This is a genomic window from Ornithinibacter aureus (assembly GCF_009858245.1).
In the GTDB taxonomy this organism is placed as follows: domain Bacteria; phylum Actinomycetota; class Actinomycetes; order Actinomycetales; family Dermatophilaceae; genus Fodinibacter; species Fodinibacter aureus.
Genome location: NZ_VMSB01000001.1, coordinates 118,265 through 132,335, shown reverse-complemented (window position 1 = coordinate 132,335; position 14,071 = coordinate 118,265). Strand labels below are relative to the sequence as shown.

Annotated in this window: 15 protein-coding genes; 6 read left to right on the top strand and 9 right to left on the bottom strand. The window is 70.6% G+C overall.

Annotated features, from left to right (window positions below; translation table 11 throughout):
- Positions 1 to 21: 21 nt before the first annotated feature.
- Positions 22 to 264 carry a YccF domain-containing protein gene (locus C8E84_RS00635; RefSeq protein WP_159898549.1) on the top strand — a complete coding sequence of 81 codons (243 nt, stop codon included), beginning with the start codon at positions 22 to 24 and terminating at the stop codon, positions 262 to 264.
- 16 nt (positions 265 to 280) lie between these two features.
- Here C8E84_RS00635 and C8E84_RS00630 read toward each other — a convergent pair whose 3' ends face one another.
- Positions 281 to 910, bottom strand: coding sequence for a regulatory protein RecX (locus C8E84_RS00630; protein ID WP_159898547.1), 630 nt, complete (start codon positions 908 to 910; stop codon positions 281 to 283).
- A 26-nt stretch (positions 911 to 936) separates the two neighbouring features.
- Positions 937 to 2,001 (bottom strand): recombinase RecA, encoded by a 1,065-nt coding sequence (gene recA, locus C8E84_RS00625; protein WP_159904284.1) that lies wholly within the window; start codon positions 1,999 to 2,001, stop codon positions 937 to 939.
- A gap of 267 nt (positions 2,002 to 2,268) precedes the next feature.
- Here recA and C8E84_RS00620 point away from each other — a divergent pair, with 267 nt between their 5' ends.
- Both C8E84_RS00620 and C8E84_RS00615 read left to right on the top strand, forming a co-directional pair.
- Positions 2,269 to 4,032 (top strand): SulP family inorganic anion transporter, encoded by a 1,764-nt coding sequence (locus C8E84_RS00620; RefSeq protein ID WP_246196701.1) that lies wholly within the window; start codon positions 2,269 to 2,271, stop codon positions 4,030 to 4,032.
- 160 nt (positions 4,033 to 4,192) lie between these two features.
- Positions 4,193 to 5,587, top strand: coding sequence for an IS1182 family transposase (locus tag C8E84_RS00615; protein WP_425495962.1), 1,395 nt, complete (start codon positions 4,193 to 4,195; stop codon positions 5,585 to 5,587).
- 212 nt (positions 5,588 to 5,799) lie between these two features.
- On the opposite strand, the gene C8E84_RS00610 is transcribed toward C8E84_RS00615, so the two are convergent.
- Genes C8E84_RS00610 through C8E84_RS00590 form a run of 5 tightly spaced genes read right to left on the bottom strand, consistent with a single transcriptional unit; the run spans position 5,800 to position 9,687 of the window.
- Positions 5,800 to 6,759 carry an ornithine cyclodeaminase family protein gene (locus tag C8E84_RS00610; protein WP_159898545.1) on the bottom strand — a complete coding sequence of 320 codons (960 nt, stop codon included), beginning with the start codon at positions 6,757 to 6,759 and terminating at the stop codon, positions 5,800 to 5,802.
- Between the two features lie 47 nt (positions 6,760 to 6,806).
- Entirely contained in the window at positions 6,807 to 7,625 is an 819-nt protein-coding gene (locus C8E84_RS00605) for an ABC transporter permease (RefSeq protein WP_159898543.1), read from the bottom strand.
- Entirely contained in the window at positions 7,622 to 8,479 is an 858-nt protein-coding gene (locus tag C8E84_RS00600) for an ABC transporter permease (protein ID WP_159898541.1), read from the bottom strand. The genes C8E84_RS00605 and C8E84_RS00600 overlap by 4 nt, the downstream gene beginning before the upstream one ends.
- Positions 8,479 to 9,444: an ABC transporter ATP-binding protein gene (locus C8E84_RS00595; RefSeq protein ID WP_159898539.1), complete on the bottom strand. Its 966-nt coding sequence runs from the start codon at positions 9,442 to 9,444 to the stop codon at positions 8,479 to 8,481. Before C8E84_RS00595 ends, C8E84_RS00600 begins: the two co-directional genes overlap by 1 nt.
- Before the next feature lie 21 nt (positions 9,445 to 9,465).
- Positions 9,466 to 9,687, bottom strand: coding sequence for a DUF3046 domain-containing protein (locus C8E84_RS00590; protein ID WP_159898537.1), 222 nt, complete (start codon positions 9,685 to 9,687; stop codon positions 9,466 to 9,468).
- 46 nt (positions 9,688 to 9,733) lie between these two features.
- Between C8E84_RS00590 and C8E84_RS00585 the strand changes: the two genes are divergently transcribed.
- Together C8E84_RS00585 and C8E84_RS00580 are read left to right on the top strand one after the other, a co-directional pair.
- Positions 9,734 to 10,708, top strand: a complete 975-nt coding sequence (locus C8E84_RS00585) for a nitrilase-related carbon-nitrogen hydrolase (RefSeq protein ID WP_159898535.1) — start codon at positions 9,734 to 9,736, stop codon at positions 10,706 to 10,708.
- A gap of 25 nt (positions 10,709 to 10,733) precedes the next feature.
- Complete coding sequence (locus C8E84_RS00580; RefSeq protein WP_159904278.1) at positions 10,734 to 11,759, top strand: agmatine deiminase family protein; 1,026 nt, start codon at positions 10,734 to 10,736, stop codon at positions 11,757 to 11,759.
- Here the strand turns inward: C8E84_RS00580 and C8E84_RS00575 are convergent.
- A complete protein-coding gene (locus C8E84_RS00575) occupies positions 11,734 to 12,606 on the bottom strand; it encodes a LysR substrate-binding domain-containing protein (protein ID WP_159898533.1) in 873 nt (290 codons plus the stop codon). The two genes, C8E84_RS00580 and C8E84_RS00575, sit on opposite strands and share 26 nt — an antisense overlap.
- An 84-nt stretch (positions 12,607 to 12,690) precedes the next feature.
- On the opposite strand from C8E84_RS00575, the gene C8E84_RS00570 reads away from it, so the two are divergent.
- Positions 12,691 to 13,623 (top strand): EamA family transporter, encoded by a 933-nt coding sequence (locus tag C8E84_RS00570; RefSeq protein ID WP_159898531.1) that lies wholly within the window; start codon positions 12,691 to 12,693, stop codon positions 13,621 to 13,623.
- Here the strand turns inward: C8E84_RS00570 and C8E84_RS00565 are convergent.
- Positions 13,528 to 14,022, bottom strand: a complete 495-nt coding sequence (locus C8E84_RS00565; RefSeq protein ID WP_159898530.1) for a MarR family winged helix-turn-helix transcriptional regulator — start codon at positions 14,020 to 14,022, stop codon at positions 13,528 to 13,530. The genes C8E84_RS00570 and C8E84_RS00565 overlap by 96 nt on opposite strands.
- Between the last annotated feature and the right edge of the window lie 49 nt (positions 14,023 to 14,071).

Here is a 14,071-nt window from a genome sequence, read left to right as displayed (position 1 = left end):
CGGGCCTTCGGGCGAGCAGTCGTGCAGCAGCCGGATGCCGGCGCCGGCTCGGTGGTGCTGAACATCCTGTGGATCGTGCTCGCGGGGTGGTGGCTCGCCCTCGAGCACGTCATCACCGCAGTGGCCCAGGCGATCACGATCATCGGCATCCCGCTGGCCATTGCCAACCTCAAGATGATCCCGATCTCGCTCTTCCCCTATGGCAAGCAGATCGTGCCGACCGATTCGCTGTCCGCGGCGCAACGGCCGCTGCACTCCTTCTGAGCGCGCGCCGAGAGGCTCAGTCGCGCTGGTTCTCGGGAGCCTCGCGCACGGCCTCACGCACCACCCGCATCGTCACGTCCGAGGGATAGCCCTTGCGGGCGAGCATGCCGGCGAGGCGGCGGGTCTGCACGAGCGGTTCCAGACCGGTCATGGACCGCATCTTCTTCGCCACGAGCGCTCGGGCTCGCTCCTCCTCGTCGTGCGGGTCGACCTCTGCCAAGGCTGCGTTGGCCGTCTCGTCGTCGACGCCCTTGCGGCGCAGCTCCTGGGCCAGTGCCCGCCGGGCGAGCCCTCGACCGGCCTGCTGGGACCGCACGAGCATGCCCGCGTAGGCGGTGTCGTCGACCAGGCCGACCTGCTCCATGCGGTCGAGCACCGCGGCGGCGACGTCGTCGGGGCAGTCCTTGCGGCGCAGCACCTGCTCGAGCTGGGCACGACTGCGCGGACCAGCGGTCAGCTGGCGCAGCACGATCTGGCGGGCCCAGTCGAGCGGGTCGGGCTCGCTGCCCCGCGTGCGCGGGTCGCTCTCCGGATCTGCGGGAGGGGGCGCAGCCGCACGTCGCGCTGGTGGTACCACGGGCTCGGGAACCGACGACGACCCCGCCGCCCACGGGGGCGGAGGGGTCGTCGAGTCGGCGAACGGCATCCGAGCGTCCGGGATCGAGCGGGGGATCAGAAGTCGACCGGGACGTCCGGCACGGCGGCCAGCATCTCCGCGCGCGGGACACCGATGCCGAGCTTCTCCTTGATCTTCTTCTCGAGCTCGTCGGCGAGGTCCGGGTTGTCCTTGAGGAAGTTGCGGGCGTTCTCCTTGCCCTGCCCCAGCTGGTCCCCGTCCATCGTGTACCAGGCACCCGCCTTGCGCACGAAGCCCTGCTCCACCCCCATGTCGATGAGGCCACCCTCGCGCGAGATGCCCTGCCCGTAGAGGATGTCGAACTCAGCCTGCTTGAACGGCGGACTGACCTTGTTCTTCACGACCTTGCACCGGGTGCGGTTGCCGACCGCGTCGGTGCCGTCCTTGAGGGTCTCGATGCGCCGCACGTCCAGACGCACCGACGCGTAGAACTTCAGCGCCTTGCCGCCGGTCGTGGTCTCGGGAGACCCAAACATGACTCCGATTTTCTCGCGGAGCTGGTTGATGAAGATCGCCGTCGTGCCGGTGCTGCTGAGGGCGCCGGTGATCTTGCGCAGCGCCTGCGACATCAGGCGGGCCTGGAGGCCGACGTGGCTGTCACCCATCTCGCCCTCGATCTCGGCACGGGGCACCAGGGCCGCCACGGAGTCGATGACGATGATGTCGAGCGCGCCGGAGCGGATGAGCATGTCGGCGATCTCGAGCGCCTGCTCCCCCGTGTCGGGCTGGGACACCAGCAGCGCGTCGGTGTCGACCCCGAGGGCCTTGGCGTAGTCGGGGTCGAGCGCGTGCTCGGCGTCGATGAACGCCGCGATGCCGCCGGCTCGCTGCGCGTTGGCGACCGCGTGCAGGGCGACGGTGGTCTTTCCCGAGCTCTCCGGTCCGTAGATCTCGACGACCCGGCCGCGCGGCAGGCCGCCGATGCCGAGTGCGACGTCGAGGGCGATGGAGCCCGTGGGGATGACCTCGATGGGGGGCCGCACGTCGTCTCCGAGGCGCATGACGGCACCCTTGCCGTGCTGCTTCTCGATCTGGGCCATCACCGAGGCGATCGCCTTGTCCTTCTCCCCACCGTTGGCCGCAGCCGTGGGGTTGGGCATCACGGGTCCGCGATTTCCTGCCATGTCACACCGTCTCTTCCTGTTCGTGCAGCGAGCGCGCCCACCGGCGACCAGCTCTCGCCATCGGTCTCGTCGCGAGGTCTGGGTCAGACGCTAGGTGGCGGTACCGACAACGGTCACGGGCTGCCGTCGAGCCTGTGGACAAGTGCCGTCGGGGACACCACCTGTGGACGACCATAGACGAACACCTGTTCGATCCTCCACATTGACGGGCGACACGCCGACGCCGTGTGGTCGAATCAGCCCGTGCCCACCGCAGACGGCCACCACCGGCCACTCAACGCCAGGAGGCCCGTGACCGTCGCGACGACGTTTCCCGGGATCACGGTGTGGCGCACCTACCAGCGCGGCTGGCTGCGCGGCGACCTGCTCGCCGGGGTGACCGTCGCCGCCTACCTCATCCCGCAGGTCATGGCCTACGCCCAGATCGCGGGGCTCCCGCCGGCCGCAGGCCTGCTCGCGATCGTCGCGCCCACCCTCGTCTACGCCGTCCTCGGCTCCTCCCGCCAGCTCTCCGTCGGCCCAGAATCCACGACGGCGCTGATGACCGCGACCGCCGTGGCCGCGGTCGGTGTCAGCGGCCCCGACGCGTACGCCGCACTCGCCGCGGCCCTCGCCGTCGTCACCGGCGCCCTGTGCCTCCTCGGTTGGGCCTTCGGACTGGGGTTCCTCGCCGACCTGTTCTCCAAACCGGTGCTCGTCGGTTACCTCGCCGGGGTTGCCGTGCTCATGGTCGTCAGCCAGATCGACAGCCTCACCAGCATCGAGGTGAGCGGCGACTCGATGCCCGCCGAGGTCTGGAGCGCCCTCACCCACCTCTCGGACGTCCACGCACCCACCCTCGTGCTCTCGAGCACCCTCCTCGTGCTGCTCCTGCTCGCTGCGCACTTCTTCCCCCGCCTGCCCAACCCCCTGCTCGCGGCACTGCTCGGCGCCGCGGCCGTCATGGTGCTGGGGCTCGACGAGCTCGGTGTGGCGGTCGTCGGCCCCCTGCCGTCGGCCCTCCCCCAGCTGAGCCTGCCGGACCTGTCGCCGGATGCCGTGGCCACCATGCTGGCGCCCGCGCTCGGCATCGCCGTCGTCGCCTACTCCGACAACGTGTTGACCGCACGAGCCTTCGCCGAGCGCTCCGGCCAGCAGGTCGACGCCAACCAGGAGTTCCTCGCGCTCGGCGCGGCCAACATCGCCGGGGGGTTGCTCTCCGGGTTCCCCGTGAGCAGCAGCGGAAGCCGCACGGCGATCGGTGCCTCGATGGGCAGCCGGACCCAGCTGTACTCGCTGGCCACCCTGGCCACCGTGCTCGTGGCCGTGCTCGCGCTCGGCCCGGTCATCGCCGCGTTCCCGAAGGCCGCCCTCGGGGCTCTCGTCGTCTACGCCGCGGTCCGGCTCGTCGACGTCGCCGAGATCCGGCGGGTGGCCCGGTTCCGCCGCAGCGAGCTCGTCCTGCTCGTCGCGACCACGCTCGGGGTGTTCGTGTTCGGCGCGCTCTACGGCATCCTGCTCGCCGTCGCGCTCTCCCTCGGCGACCTGCTGCGCCGCGTCGCCCGGCCGCACGACGGCATCCTGGGCTATGTGCGCGGCATGGCGGGCATGCACGACGTCGACGACTTCCCGGATGCCGTGCAGGTGCCGGGCCTGGTGGTCTACCGCTACGACTCGCCGCTCTTCTTCGCCAATGCCGAGGACTTCCACACCCGCGCCCTGGCCGCCGTGGACGACGCGGAGGCCCCGGTCGAGTGGCTCATCATCAACGCGGAGTCCAACGTCGAGGTCGACCTGACGAGCCTGGACGCCCTGGCCAGGCTCCACGACGAACTCGTGTCCCGAGGCATCGTGCTCGCCCTGGCCCGCGTCAAGCAGGACCTTCTCGACGACCTCGAAGCGGCCGGGCTGGACGACGCCATCGGCACCGAGCACTTCTACCCGACGCTGCCGACGGCCGTCACCGCCTACCTGTCATGGCACGCGCAGACCCACGGCAGACCGCACCCGTTCGGGCCGGTGCCCTAGGAGCGTGGGTCAGTAACACGCCAGTCGGGTTCCGCTGCTGAGGTGGGCGCTTGGGGGAGAATCTGGTGTGCCTGATGATGACGCGCGGGTGTTGTTCGAGTTGTGCGATGAGTCGACCGGTCGGGGCTCGGCGCCGGCGGAGCCGGCGGCGGGAGTGCCGGTGAGCAAGACGTTCCGGGCGTTCGCGCCGGAGCAGGACTTGTTGTTGCCGCCGTCGCTGGATGACTGGCTGCCGTCCGAGCACTTGGCTCGGTTTATCGCCGAGCTGGTTGATGAGCACCTGGACTTGTCCCGGATCCGCGCCTCGTACACCAAGGCCAAGGGCGCCCCACCGTACGACCCACGGTTGATGGTGCGGATCCTGCTGTACGGGTACACCACCGGGGTGCGCTCCTCACGCCAGTTGGAGGCGTCGTGTCAGGACGTGGTCGCGTTCCGGTGGCTCGCGGCCGGGGCGGGTCCGGACTTCCGGTCGATCGCGCGGTTTCGCAAGCGGCACCTGTCCGCATTGGGCCACCTGTTCGTGCAGGCGTTGGCGTTGTGCCAGGCCGCGGGGATGGTCAAGCTGGGCCGGGTCGCGTTGGACGGGACGAAGCTGCGCGCGAACGCCTCGCGGCGCAAGGCCATGAGCTACGCGCGGATGAGCGAGAAGGAGAAGATCCTCGCCGACGAGGTGTCCGAGTTGCTCGCGCAGGCCGAGGCGATCGACCAGAGCGAGGATGCCCGGTTCGGCAAGGACTCACGCGGGGACGAACTGCCGCAGGAGCTGCGGCGCCGCGAGTCGCGGCTGGCCAAGATCCGGGAAGCGAAGCAGGCACTCGAGGACGAGGCTCGGGAGCGCGCCGAGCAGGAGGCCCGAAAGAGGGCCGCCACGCGGGGTGAGGGCGAGGACACTACCGCGCAGCGGGTCGCCGACGCGGTCGCGGCGGCGGTGCCGAAACCGAAGGCGCAGCGCAACTTCACCGACCCGCAGTCGCGGATCATGAAGACCTCCGACGGGTCATTCCACCAGTGCTTCAACGCCCAGGCGGTCGTCGATGACGGCCATCAGGTGATCGTCGCGGCCGAGGTGAGCGACTGCGCCGCGGACGTTGCCAACCTGATGCCGATGACCGAACAAACCACCGTGAACACCGGACATGCGCCGGGTGAGGTGCTCGCCGACGCCGGGTACTGCTCGGCCGACAACCTGGAGCAGGCCGCCACGGTCAGCGCAGCGAGCGGGACCGAGTTCTTCATCGCCACCGGCCGCTCCAAGCACGACGCGCCGCTCCCGGCCGCGCCGCGAGGCCGGATCCGCAAGGACGCGACACCACGTGAACGGATGGCCCGCAAACTCACCACCAAGAAGGGCCGGACCGCCTACGCGCGACGCAAGGTCATCGTGGAACCGGTGTTCGGGCAGATGGCCACCCTGCAGAACGCGAAACACCTCCTGCTCCGCGGGATCGACGGCGCCCGCGGCGAGTGGCTCCTGCTCGCGGCCTGCCACAACCTACGCAAGCTGCACGGTCACATCGGCGTCGCTGGCCTGAACGGGCTCCGGACCGCCTGACCCGGCCCCCCGAGGTCACGAATCCGCCTGTCAGCGGACCTGACTCGCTCCTCAAAGGCCACTCAGGGGTTTCACCGGCGGGGATCACCCGCTCAGCTGCCCGAACCGGCCAAAACCGGCAGATCCCGGTCCGATTGCTCCACGGCACACCATGGTCCCCGTGACGGACCCGCTGGCGTGTTACTGACCCACGCTCCTAGGTCGCGACAGACCTACGGGAACTCGACCGTGGTCCCGACGCCGCGCTCCATCGCCCGGTCGAGCACGAGCGAGGACAACGCGATGTCGTTCATGGCGATGCCCATGTTCAGGAACATCCGCCGCCCCGTGTCGGGAACGTCGAACTCACCCGCCACGACCTGCGCCAGGTGGGTCACCGGCTCGGGGAAGTCGAAGAAGTACTTGCGCCCGGCCACCGAGCCGTACTGCCCGAGGTCGTCGACCGAGTACGTGACCGCCTCGTGGAAGGCGACGGTCGCCATGGCGTCGTCGTAGTCCACGGGCAGCAGCAGCGCGTTCTCGTCGGTGTTGCGGCAGTCGAGCTTGGGGTCCAGCGGCACCGTGATCGTCGTGATCGCGATGGTCGCCCCGTCCACGGCATCCGTCGGGGACGACGCGATGCGCGTCGCGCGATCACCGGCCATCGAGGTCAGCACCTCGGCGGCATCCTGCGAGCGGTCGAACACGACGACCTCCTCGATGTCGGGGTGCTCACTGAGGGCCACCTCGAGGTGCCTGCGCCCCTGGACGCCGCACCCGACGATCGCCAGCCGCTTCGGTGAGAGCGGCACGTGGCGCATCGTCACTCCCGAGACGGCGGGTGTGCGCATCTCGGTGATCCAGCCGCCGTCGAGCAGGGCGACCGGGCGGCCCGTCTCTGGGTCGTTCATGATGACCGAGCCGTAGATGTAGGGCAGGCCCTTGGCGTGGTTCTGCTCGTAGCCCGAGACCCACTTCAGCCCGATGCGGTCGCTACCGCCGAGGTAGGCCGGCATTGCGTGGATGAAGGCATCGTCGCGCGAGGTGACCTTGGGCTTGGGCGGGTTCGTGACGAGCCCCTGCGCCTTCTGCCGGAAAGCGTCCTCGATGACGTCCACGATCTCCGGCCACGTCAGGGCGAGACCCTCGAGATCGCGGCGGTTGAGGATGAGCAGCTCGTTGGTGGTGTTCATGTCCGCAACGTATCGCGCACCACCGGTTCGCGCTCGTCAGTGTGCCCTCAGGTGAGCAGCAGCCGCTGGATGCGCCGCGAGGTGCCCACGACGCCGACCAGGCCCATGGCGGCGAGGTACGCGGCGTGGCCGAGCAGGGACCAGCCGACGTCACCGAGCATGAGCGCGCGTTCGAGCGCCACCCCCTGGTACAGCGGGGTGGCCTGGACGATCCACTGGATCGGCCCCGGGTACGTCGACAGCGGGAAGAACGTCGCCGAGAACAGGAACATCGGCTGGATGACGAGGTTGATGTACTCGAAGTGCTGCCAGGTCTTCATGTACGTCGTCGCGAACATTCCGACCGCCCCGAAGGCCAGACCGATGAGCACCGCCCCGGGCAGGGCGAGCACCGCCCACCACGACTGGACGACGCCGGCGACGACCGCGACGAGCAGGAACAACGTCGAGTACAGCGACCCGCGCAGCAGGGACCAGGTGATCTCGCCGACGGCGATGTCGCGCGGGCCTGCGGGGGTGGCGAGGATGGCGTCGTAGAGGCGGGCGTGCTTGAGCTTGAAGAACACGTTGTACGTGCTGTCGGCGATCGCGCCGTTCATCGCGGCGACCGCGAGCAGCGCCGGGGCGACGAAGACGGCGTAGGGCACCTCGTTGCCCGCATCCGTGGTCACGGTGCGCACGAGCGCACCGAGCCCGATGCCGATGGAGAACAGGTAGAAGATCGGTTCGGCCACCCCGCTGACGAGCAGGAGCCAGGCCCGGCGGAACGCGGTGATGTTGCGCCCCACGACGAACCACGAGCGCGCCATCGCCCCCGGAAGCGGCAGTGCCCGTGAGACCTGCACCGCACCGTCGAGCACGCTCATGACGCCAGCCGCTTCGTGAAGGCGCGCCGCGCCACCAGCCACCCGATCCCGACGTACGCGAGGAGGACGGCCAGGTGCCCGAGGTCGCCCACACCGAGGTGCGGCCCGCCTGAGACCGCCCGCACGAGCTCGACCCCGTGCCCGAGCGGCAGCACCCACGCCACCGGTTGCAGCACCGACGGCAGCTGCTCGATGGGGAAGAACACGCCCGAGAAGAGCATGACCGGGGTGACGAGGAACCGGAACAGGATGGCGAAGGCGTTGTCGTTGTCGACGTGCGCCGAGAAGGCGAACATCGGCACCGCGAACGCCAACCCCACGAGGACGCAGATCGGCACGGCGAGGACCACCCACGCCGAGGTGAAGGCCCCGAAGAACGCCGCGACGACGAGGAAGATCGCGGTGGTCATCGCCAGGTGCGCCCCGACGTACACCAGGTGCCCGAGCAGCACCTCGGTCACCGACAGCGGGGTCGCGAGCATGCCCGCGTACATCTGGTTCCACCGGATGTACGTCATCACGGGGTACGTCGACTCCCCGAAGGCGAGCCACATCGCCTGCATCGCCAGGATGCCGGCCGCCACGTAGCGCAGGTACGGCACCCCGTCGACGCCCCCCGTCCGGTCGTCGACGAGCCCACCGAGCCCGAGCCCCATCGAGGCCAGGAAGAACAGCGGCGACGCGAAGCGACCGATGAGGGTGCCGCGCCACGTGCGCAGGTAGACCCGGTGGTGGTACGCGATCGCCGAGGACACCCGTTCACCGCGCGACAGCGGTGGACGAACCCCCGGGGTGAGGCGACCGGACCCGCCGGGGTGTGCCACGGCATCCTCGGCGAGGGTCGGGCTGCTCATCAGTCGACCAGCGTTCGGCCGGTGAGGTGGAGGAAGACGTCCTCCAGGGTGGAGCGGCGCACGAGCGAGGACACCGGCCGGATGCCGCGCGCGTGCACCGTCGCCAGCGCCGCGTCCCCGTCGGCGGTGTAGACGAGCACCCTGTCGGGCAGCACCTCGACGCGCTCCCCCACGTCGGCGAGGGCATCGAGGTGGCCCGCCTGCTCGTCGGGGTCGAAGCGCAGCTCGAGCACCTCGCGCGTGCTGTGCTCCTCGATGAGGCCGCGCGGGCTGCCCTGCGCGACGATGCGCCCCTTGTCCATGACCACGAGGCGGTCGCACAGCTGCTCGGCCTCGTCCATGTAGTGCGTCGTGATGATGAGGGTCACGCCCTGACGCTTGAGCCGGAAGAGCCGGTCCCACAACACGTGCCGCGCCTGCGGGTCCAGCCCGGTCGTGGGCTCGTCCAGGAGCAGCACCTCCGGATTGTTGATGAGGCTGCGGGCGATCGTCAGGCGCCGCTTCATCCCTCCCGACAACGGCTCGACCCGGTCGTGGCGGCGCTCGGTGAGCTGCGCGAAGTCCAGCAGGGCGGTGGTTCGCTCACGCACCTCGGAGCGGGAGAGCCCGAAGAACCGGCCGTACACGTGCAGGTTGTCCTCGACACTCAGGTCCTCGTCGAGGATGTCCTTCTGCGGGCACACCCCCAGGCGTGCCCGGATCGCCGGCCCGTCGGATGCCGGGTCGAGACCGAGGATTCTCAGCTCACCACCACTGGCCGGCGAGACGCAGCCGATCATCCGCATCGTGCTCGACTTGCCGGCACCGTTGGGCCCGAGGAAACCGAACGCCTCGCCGCGGCGCACCTCGACGTCGATGCCGTCGACCGCGGTGAAGTCGCCGAAGGTCTTGGTCAGCCCACGGGCGCGCAGCAGGACGTCGTCATCGCTCACCGCAGCGACGGTAGTGCAGCGGTGTGGCCGCATCGACCGTATTTCCCGCGGGCGTCAGCGCTTCGGCGGCTTGTCGAGGCCGTGCCGCCGCTCCTCGGGAACGTCCATCGCGTCGCACAGGGCGAGCCAGACCTCGCGAGGTGACTCACCGGCATCCAACGCCTCGAGCGCCGTCCGGCCGCCGAGCACGGCGAGGTGCGTCGAGCCGGCGAGCGAGTGCGCGTAGGCAGCACCGAACTCGTCCTCGGCGAGGGCCCAGAACCGGGAGATCCGCATCCGCGGATCGTATGTTGTGCCCGGGGTCAGCGGCATACTGACCCGCATGCGCCTGATCACCGCCGCTTCGGTGCCCCAGTCCCTCGCCCGCGTCACGGAGCCCACGGCTCCCCCACTTCGGGTCGGGCTGGTCCAGCACGCCTGGGACCCAGACGCCGACGCGTTGCGCGCGACCCTGACCGACGGCATCCGCACCGCCGCCGACGCCGGGGCCCAGATCGTCTTCCTGCCCGAGCTGACCCTGTCGCGCTATCCCGCCGACACGCTGCCGACGGACCGCCCGGACGCCACCGCCGAGTCCCTCACCGACGGGCCGACCATCACCTTCGCGCGCGAGGCGGCCGCGGCCACCGGGGTGCTCGTGCACGCCTCGCTGTTCGAGCGCGCGCCCGCCCCGGACGGCACCGACGACGGTCTGGGCTTCAACACCGCGATCCTCGTGGCCCCTGACGGCACGCTGCTCGCCCACACCCGCAAGACCCACATCCCCGTGACGGCTGGGTACTACGAGGACAAGTACTTCCGGCAGGGCCCGGCCGAGGGCGCCTACCCCGTGCACGAGATCACGGCCACGCAGCCGCCGCTGCGCCTGGGCATGCCGACGTGCTGGGACGAGTGGTTCCCCGAGGTGGCCCGCGCCTACGGCCTCGGCGACGCGCAGGTGCTCGTCTACCCGACCGCGATCGGCTCCGAGCCCGACCACCCCGACTTCGACACCCAGCCGCTGTGGCAGCACACCATCGTCGGGCACGCCATCGCCAACGGCCTGTTCGTCATCGTGCCGAACCGCTACGGCACCGAGGGCCTCATCACCTTCTACGGCAGTTCCTTCATCGCCGATCCCTACGGGCGGGTGCTCGTGCAGGCACCGCGCGACGAGGCAGCCGTGCTCGTCGCCGACCTCGACCTCGCACAGGGCCGCGACTGGATCGACCTGTTCCCGTTCCTCGCCACCCGCCGACCCGACTCCTACGCCGCCCTGACCGAGCCCACCCGCCCCCAGCACCGCCGGGAGGTCTGACGTGGGCGCCGCCGAGCCCTGGCGGATGCCGCCCGAGTGGGCACCGCACGAGCGCACGTGGATGGCGTGGCCGTCGTCGGGCTACACCCTCGGCGAGACCGACGCGGCCGCTGACGAGGCGCGGGCCACCTGGGCCGACGTCGCGTTCGCCGTGTCGCGCTTCGAGCCGGTCACGCTCGTCGTCGACCCGGATGCCGTCGACGTCGCCCGCCGCTGGATCGGCGAGGGTCGTCACGGCCACTACCGCGTCGACCTGCTCGAGGCGCCGCTCGACGATGCCTGGATGCGTGACATCGGGCCGACCTTCGTCGTGTCGCCCGACGGTGGGCTCGGCGCCGTCGACTGGGTGTTCAACGGGTGGGGCGCCCAGGAGTGGGCGACCTGGGAGAACGACGCCCGCATCGGCGAGTTCGTCGCCGGGCGCTCCGGTGCGACGCGGGTGGCGAGTGAGCTCGTGAACGAGGGCGGCGGCATCCACGTCGACGGTCTCGGAACGGTGCTGCTCACCGAGACGGTCCAGCTCGACCCGGGCCGCAACCCGGGGCTGACCAGGGCCGACGTCGAGGCCGAGATGGCCCGCACCATCGGCGCGACGACGTGCATCTGGCTGCCTCGCGGCCTGACCCGCGACTACGACGAGTTCGGCACCCGCGGGCACGTCGACATCGTCGCGACCTTCGCCTCCCCCGGCGTCGTGCTGCTGCACTGGCAGGGCGACCCGGCCCACCCCGACCACGAGGTGTCCGTCGAGCTCGAGGGTCTGCTCTCGTCAGCCCGCGACGCCCGCGGCGAGCGGCTCGAGGTCGTGCGCGTCCCGGCACCGCGCACCCTCGAGGACGAGGACGGCATCGTCGACTGGTCCTACATCAACCACCTGGTCGTCAACGACGGCGTCGTGGCCTGCACCTACGACGACCCGCAGGATGCCGCGTCGCTGGCCGTGCTGGAGAAGGCGTATGCCGGTCGTCAGGTCGTCGGGGTGGATGCCCGGCCGTTGTTCGCCCGCGGCGGCGGCATCCACTGCATCACCCAGCAACAGCCGCGGGTCTGAGGCGGTCGAGCACGGCACGAAGCGGCGGCCAGCTGTCCCTGCCCAACCGGGTCACGGCATGTCCCCTGAGAAGCGGCGACGGGTCGAGCGGTAGCACGCGCACCCCCGGGTGGGTGTGCCGTGCGAGCGGGAGAAGTGCCACCCCCAGGCCTGCGACGACGAGGTCGTCGACGAGCTCGAGGGCGTCGATCCGGTGGACGACGTTCGGGGTGAAGCCCGCCATCGAGGCGAGCGTGCGCAGCACCTCCTCGTCGGCGGTGTGGCGCGAGTTGACGATCCAGTCGTCACCGGAGAAGTCGGCGAGTGCCGTGCGGCGCTCGGTGACCCGGACCCCGAGTCCCCACTCGTCCTCCCAGAGCGGGCGGACGTCGTGTTCGCTTCGCCACGACGCCGGAGCCAGCGTGTAGTCGTAGACCAGCGCCAGGTCGACGTCGTCACGGGCGAGCAGGTCCAGGGCCTCGGCCGGCTCGTACTCGTGGACCCGCACCTGCACGCCCGGATGCCGGGTCGCGAGGTCGTCGATGACCGGCACGAGGGAGCGGCGGATCGCCGTCGCGAACCCGGCGACCCGGACGGCGCCGACCGGCTCGGTGCTCGGGTCGAGGTCACCGCGAGCCGCGTCGACGGCGGCGATGATCGTCACCGCGTGCTCGGCCAACCGGTGGCCGGCGGGGGTCAGCCGTACCCGTCGGCCGTCGGGCTCGATGAGCGGGGTCCCCACGTCACGGGCGAGGGCGGCGATGCCCTGCGAGACCGTCGAGGTGCTCGTGCGCAGTTCGACGGCGACCTCCTGCATGGAGCCGAGCCGCGAGAGCTCGAGGAGAAGCCGCAGCCGTGAGAAGTCCACCCACCGATTGTCGCGGCATCCGAAACGGTTTGTCCATGATTCTCACGTGGACGTGAACGGATGCCGTGTCGTTGACTGTCCGCCATGAACCTCCAGTCCGCGCGCGCCGGCGCCTCGATGGCCGTGGTCTCCATGCTGTGCGTCCAGCTGGGGCTTGCCGCCTCGGTGGGCCTGATCGACGACCTCGGATCCACCGGCGCCGCATGGCTGCGGTTGTCCTTCGCGGGCATCCTCATGCTGCTCATCGTCCGGCCTCGGCGCGCGATGTTCACCCCCGAGTCGCTGCGTGCCGGGATCGCCCTTGGCGTCGCCACCGCCGGGGTGACCGTGCTGTTCATGGCGGCGATCGCCCGGCTGCCCCTCGGGACGGCCAGCTCCATCGAGTTCCTCGGCCCGCTCGGCGTGGCGATCGCCCGCAGCCGCGGGGTCGCACGGGCCTGGGCCCTGGTGGCCTCAGCCGGCGTCCTGCTGCTCACGCAGCCCTGGGCCGGCACGGCCGACCCGGTCGGCGTGGCCTGCGCCCTCGGAGCAGCCGTGTGCTGGGCGGCCTACATCCTGCTCACCCAACGGGTGGGTGACTCGGTGAGCGGCATCGCGGGATTGGCGATCTCGATGCCGGTGGCCGCGGTCGTCGCGACGGTGGTGGCGGGTCCGGGCGTCGTCGCGAACCTCACCCCTCAGCTGCTCCTCATCGGGCTCGGGCTGGCGATCCTGCTGCCCGTCATCCCCTTCGTGCTCGAGCTGCTGGCACTGCGGCGGCTCACCACTGCCGCGTTCGGGACCCTCATGGCGCTCGAGCCGGCCTTCGCCCTGCTCATCGGGTTCCTCGCCCTGGCTCAGGTGCCGAACGCGCTGGCGGTCGTCGGGATCGCGCTCGTCGTGGCCGCCGGCATCGGTGCCGAGCGCAGCGGGGCGCGGACGTCAGTCGGTGGGTCGCTCGATGACGTGGCCGAACATGCGACCCTCGGGGTCGAGGCGGGCGAGGAGCGCGTCCCCGATCACCGTCAGCTCGCGTAGCTGCTCCCTGGTGAGGGGGTCGAGGACGAACTGGCGCACGGCATCCACGTGGCCCGGCGCGGCGGCGACGACCGTGTCCCATCCGGCGGCGGTCAGCCGAGCGTTGGTGGCCCGCCTGTCCTCGACGCTCGGGGAGCGCTCGACCAGCCCCTTGCTCTCCAGGCGCGAGATGACGTGGGACAGTCGGGGAAGCGTGGCATTGGTGCGCTGGGCGAGGGCCCCCATGCGCAGGGTGTGATCGGGGGCCTCCGACAACATCGCCAGGCTGAAGTACTCGAAGTGGCTGAGGCCGGAGTCATGGCGCAACTGGGTGTCCAGGACACCGGGGAGCAACTCGACGACACCGACGAGGCGCAGCCACGCCGCGCGTTCCTCGTCATCGAGCCACCGGGGTTGCATGCGCCAGAGCATAGAGGATTGTTGAAGCCGCAAGCGTCGTCACGGCATG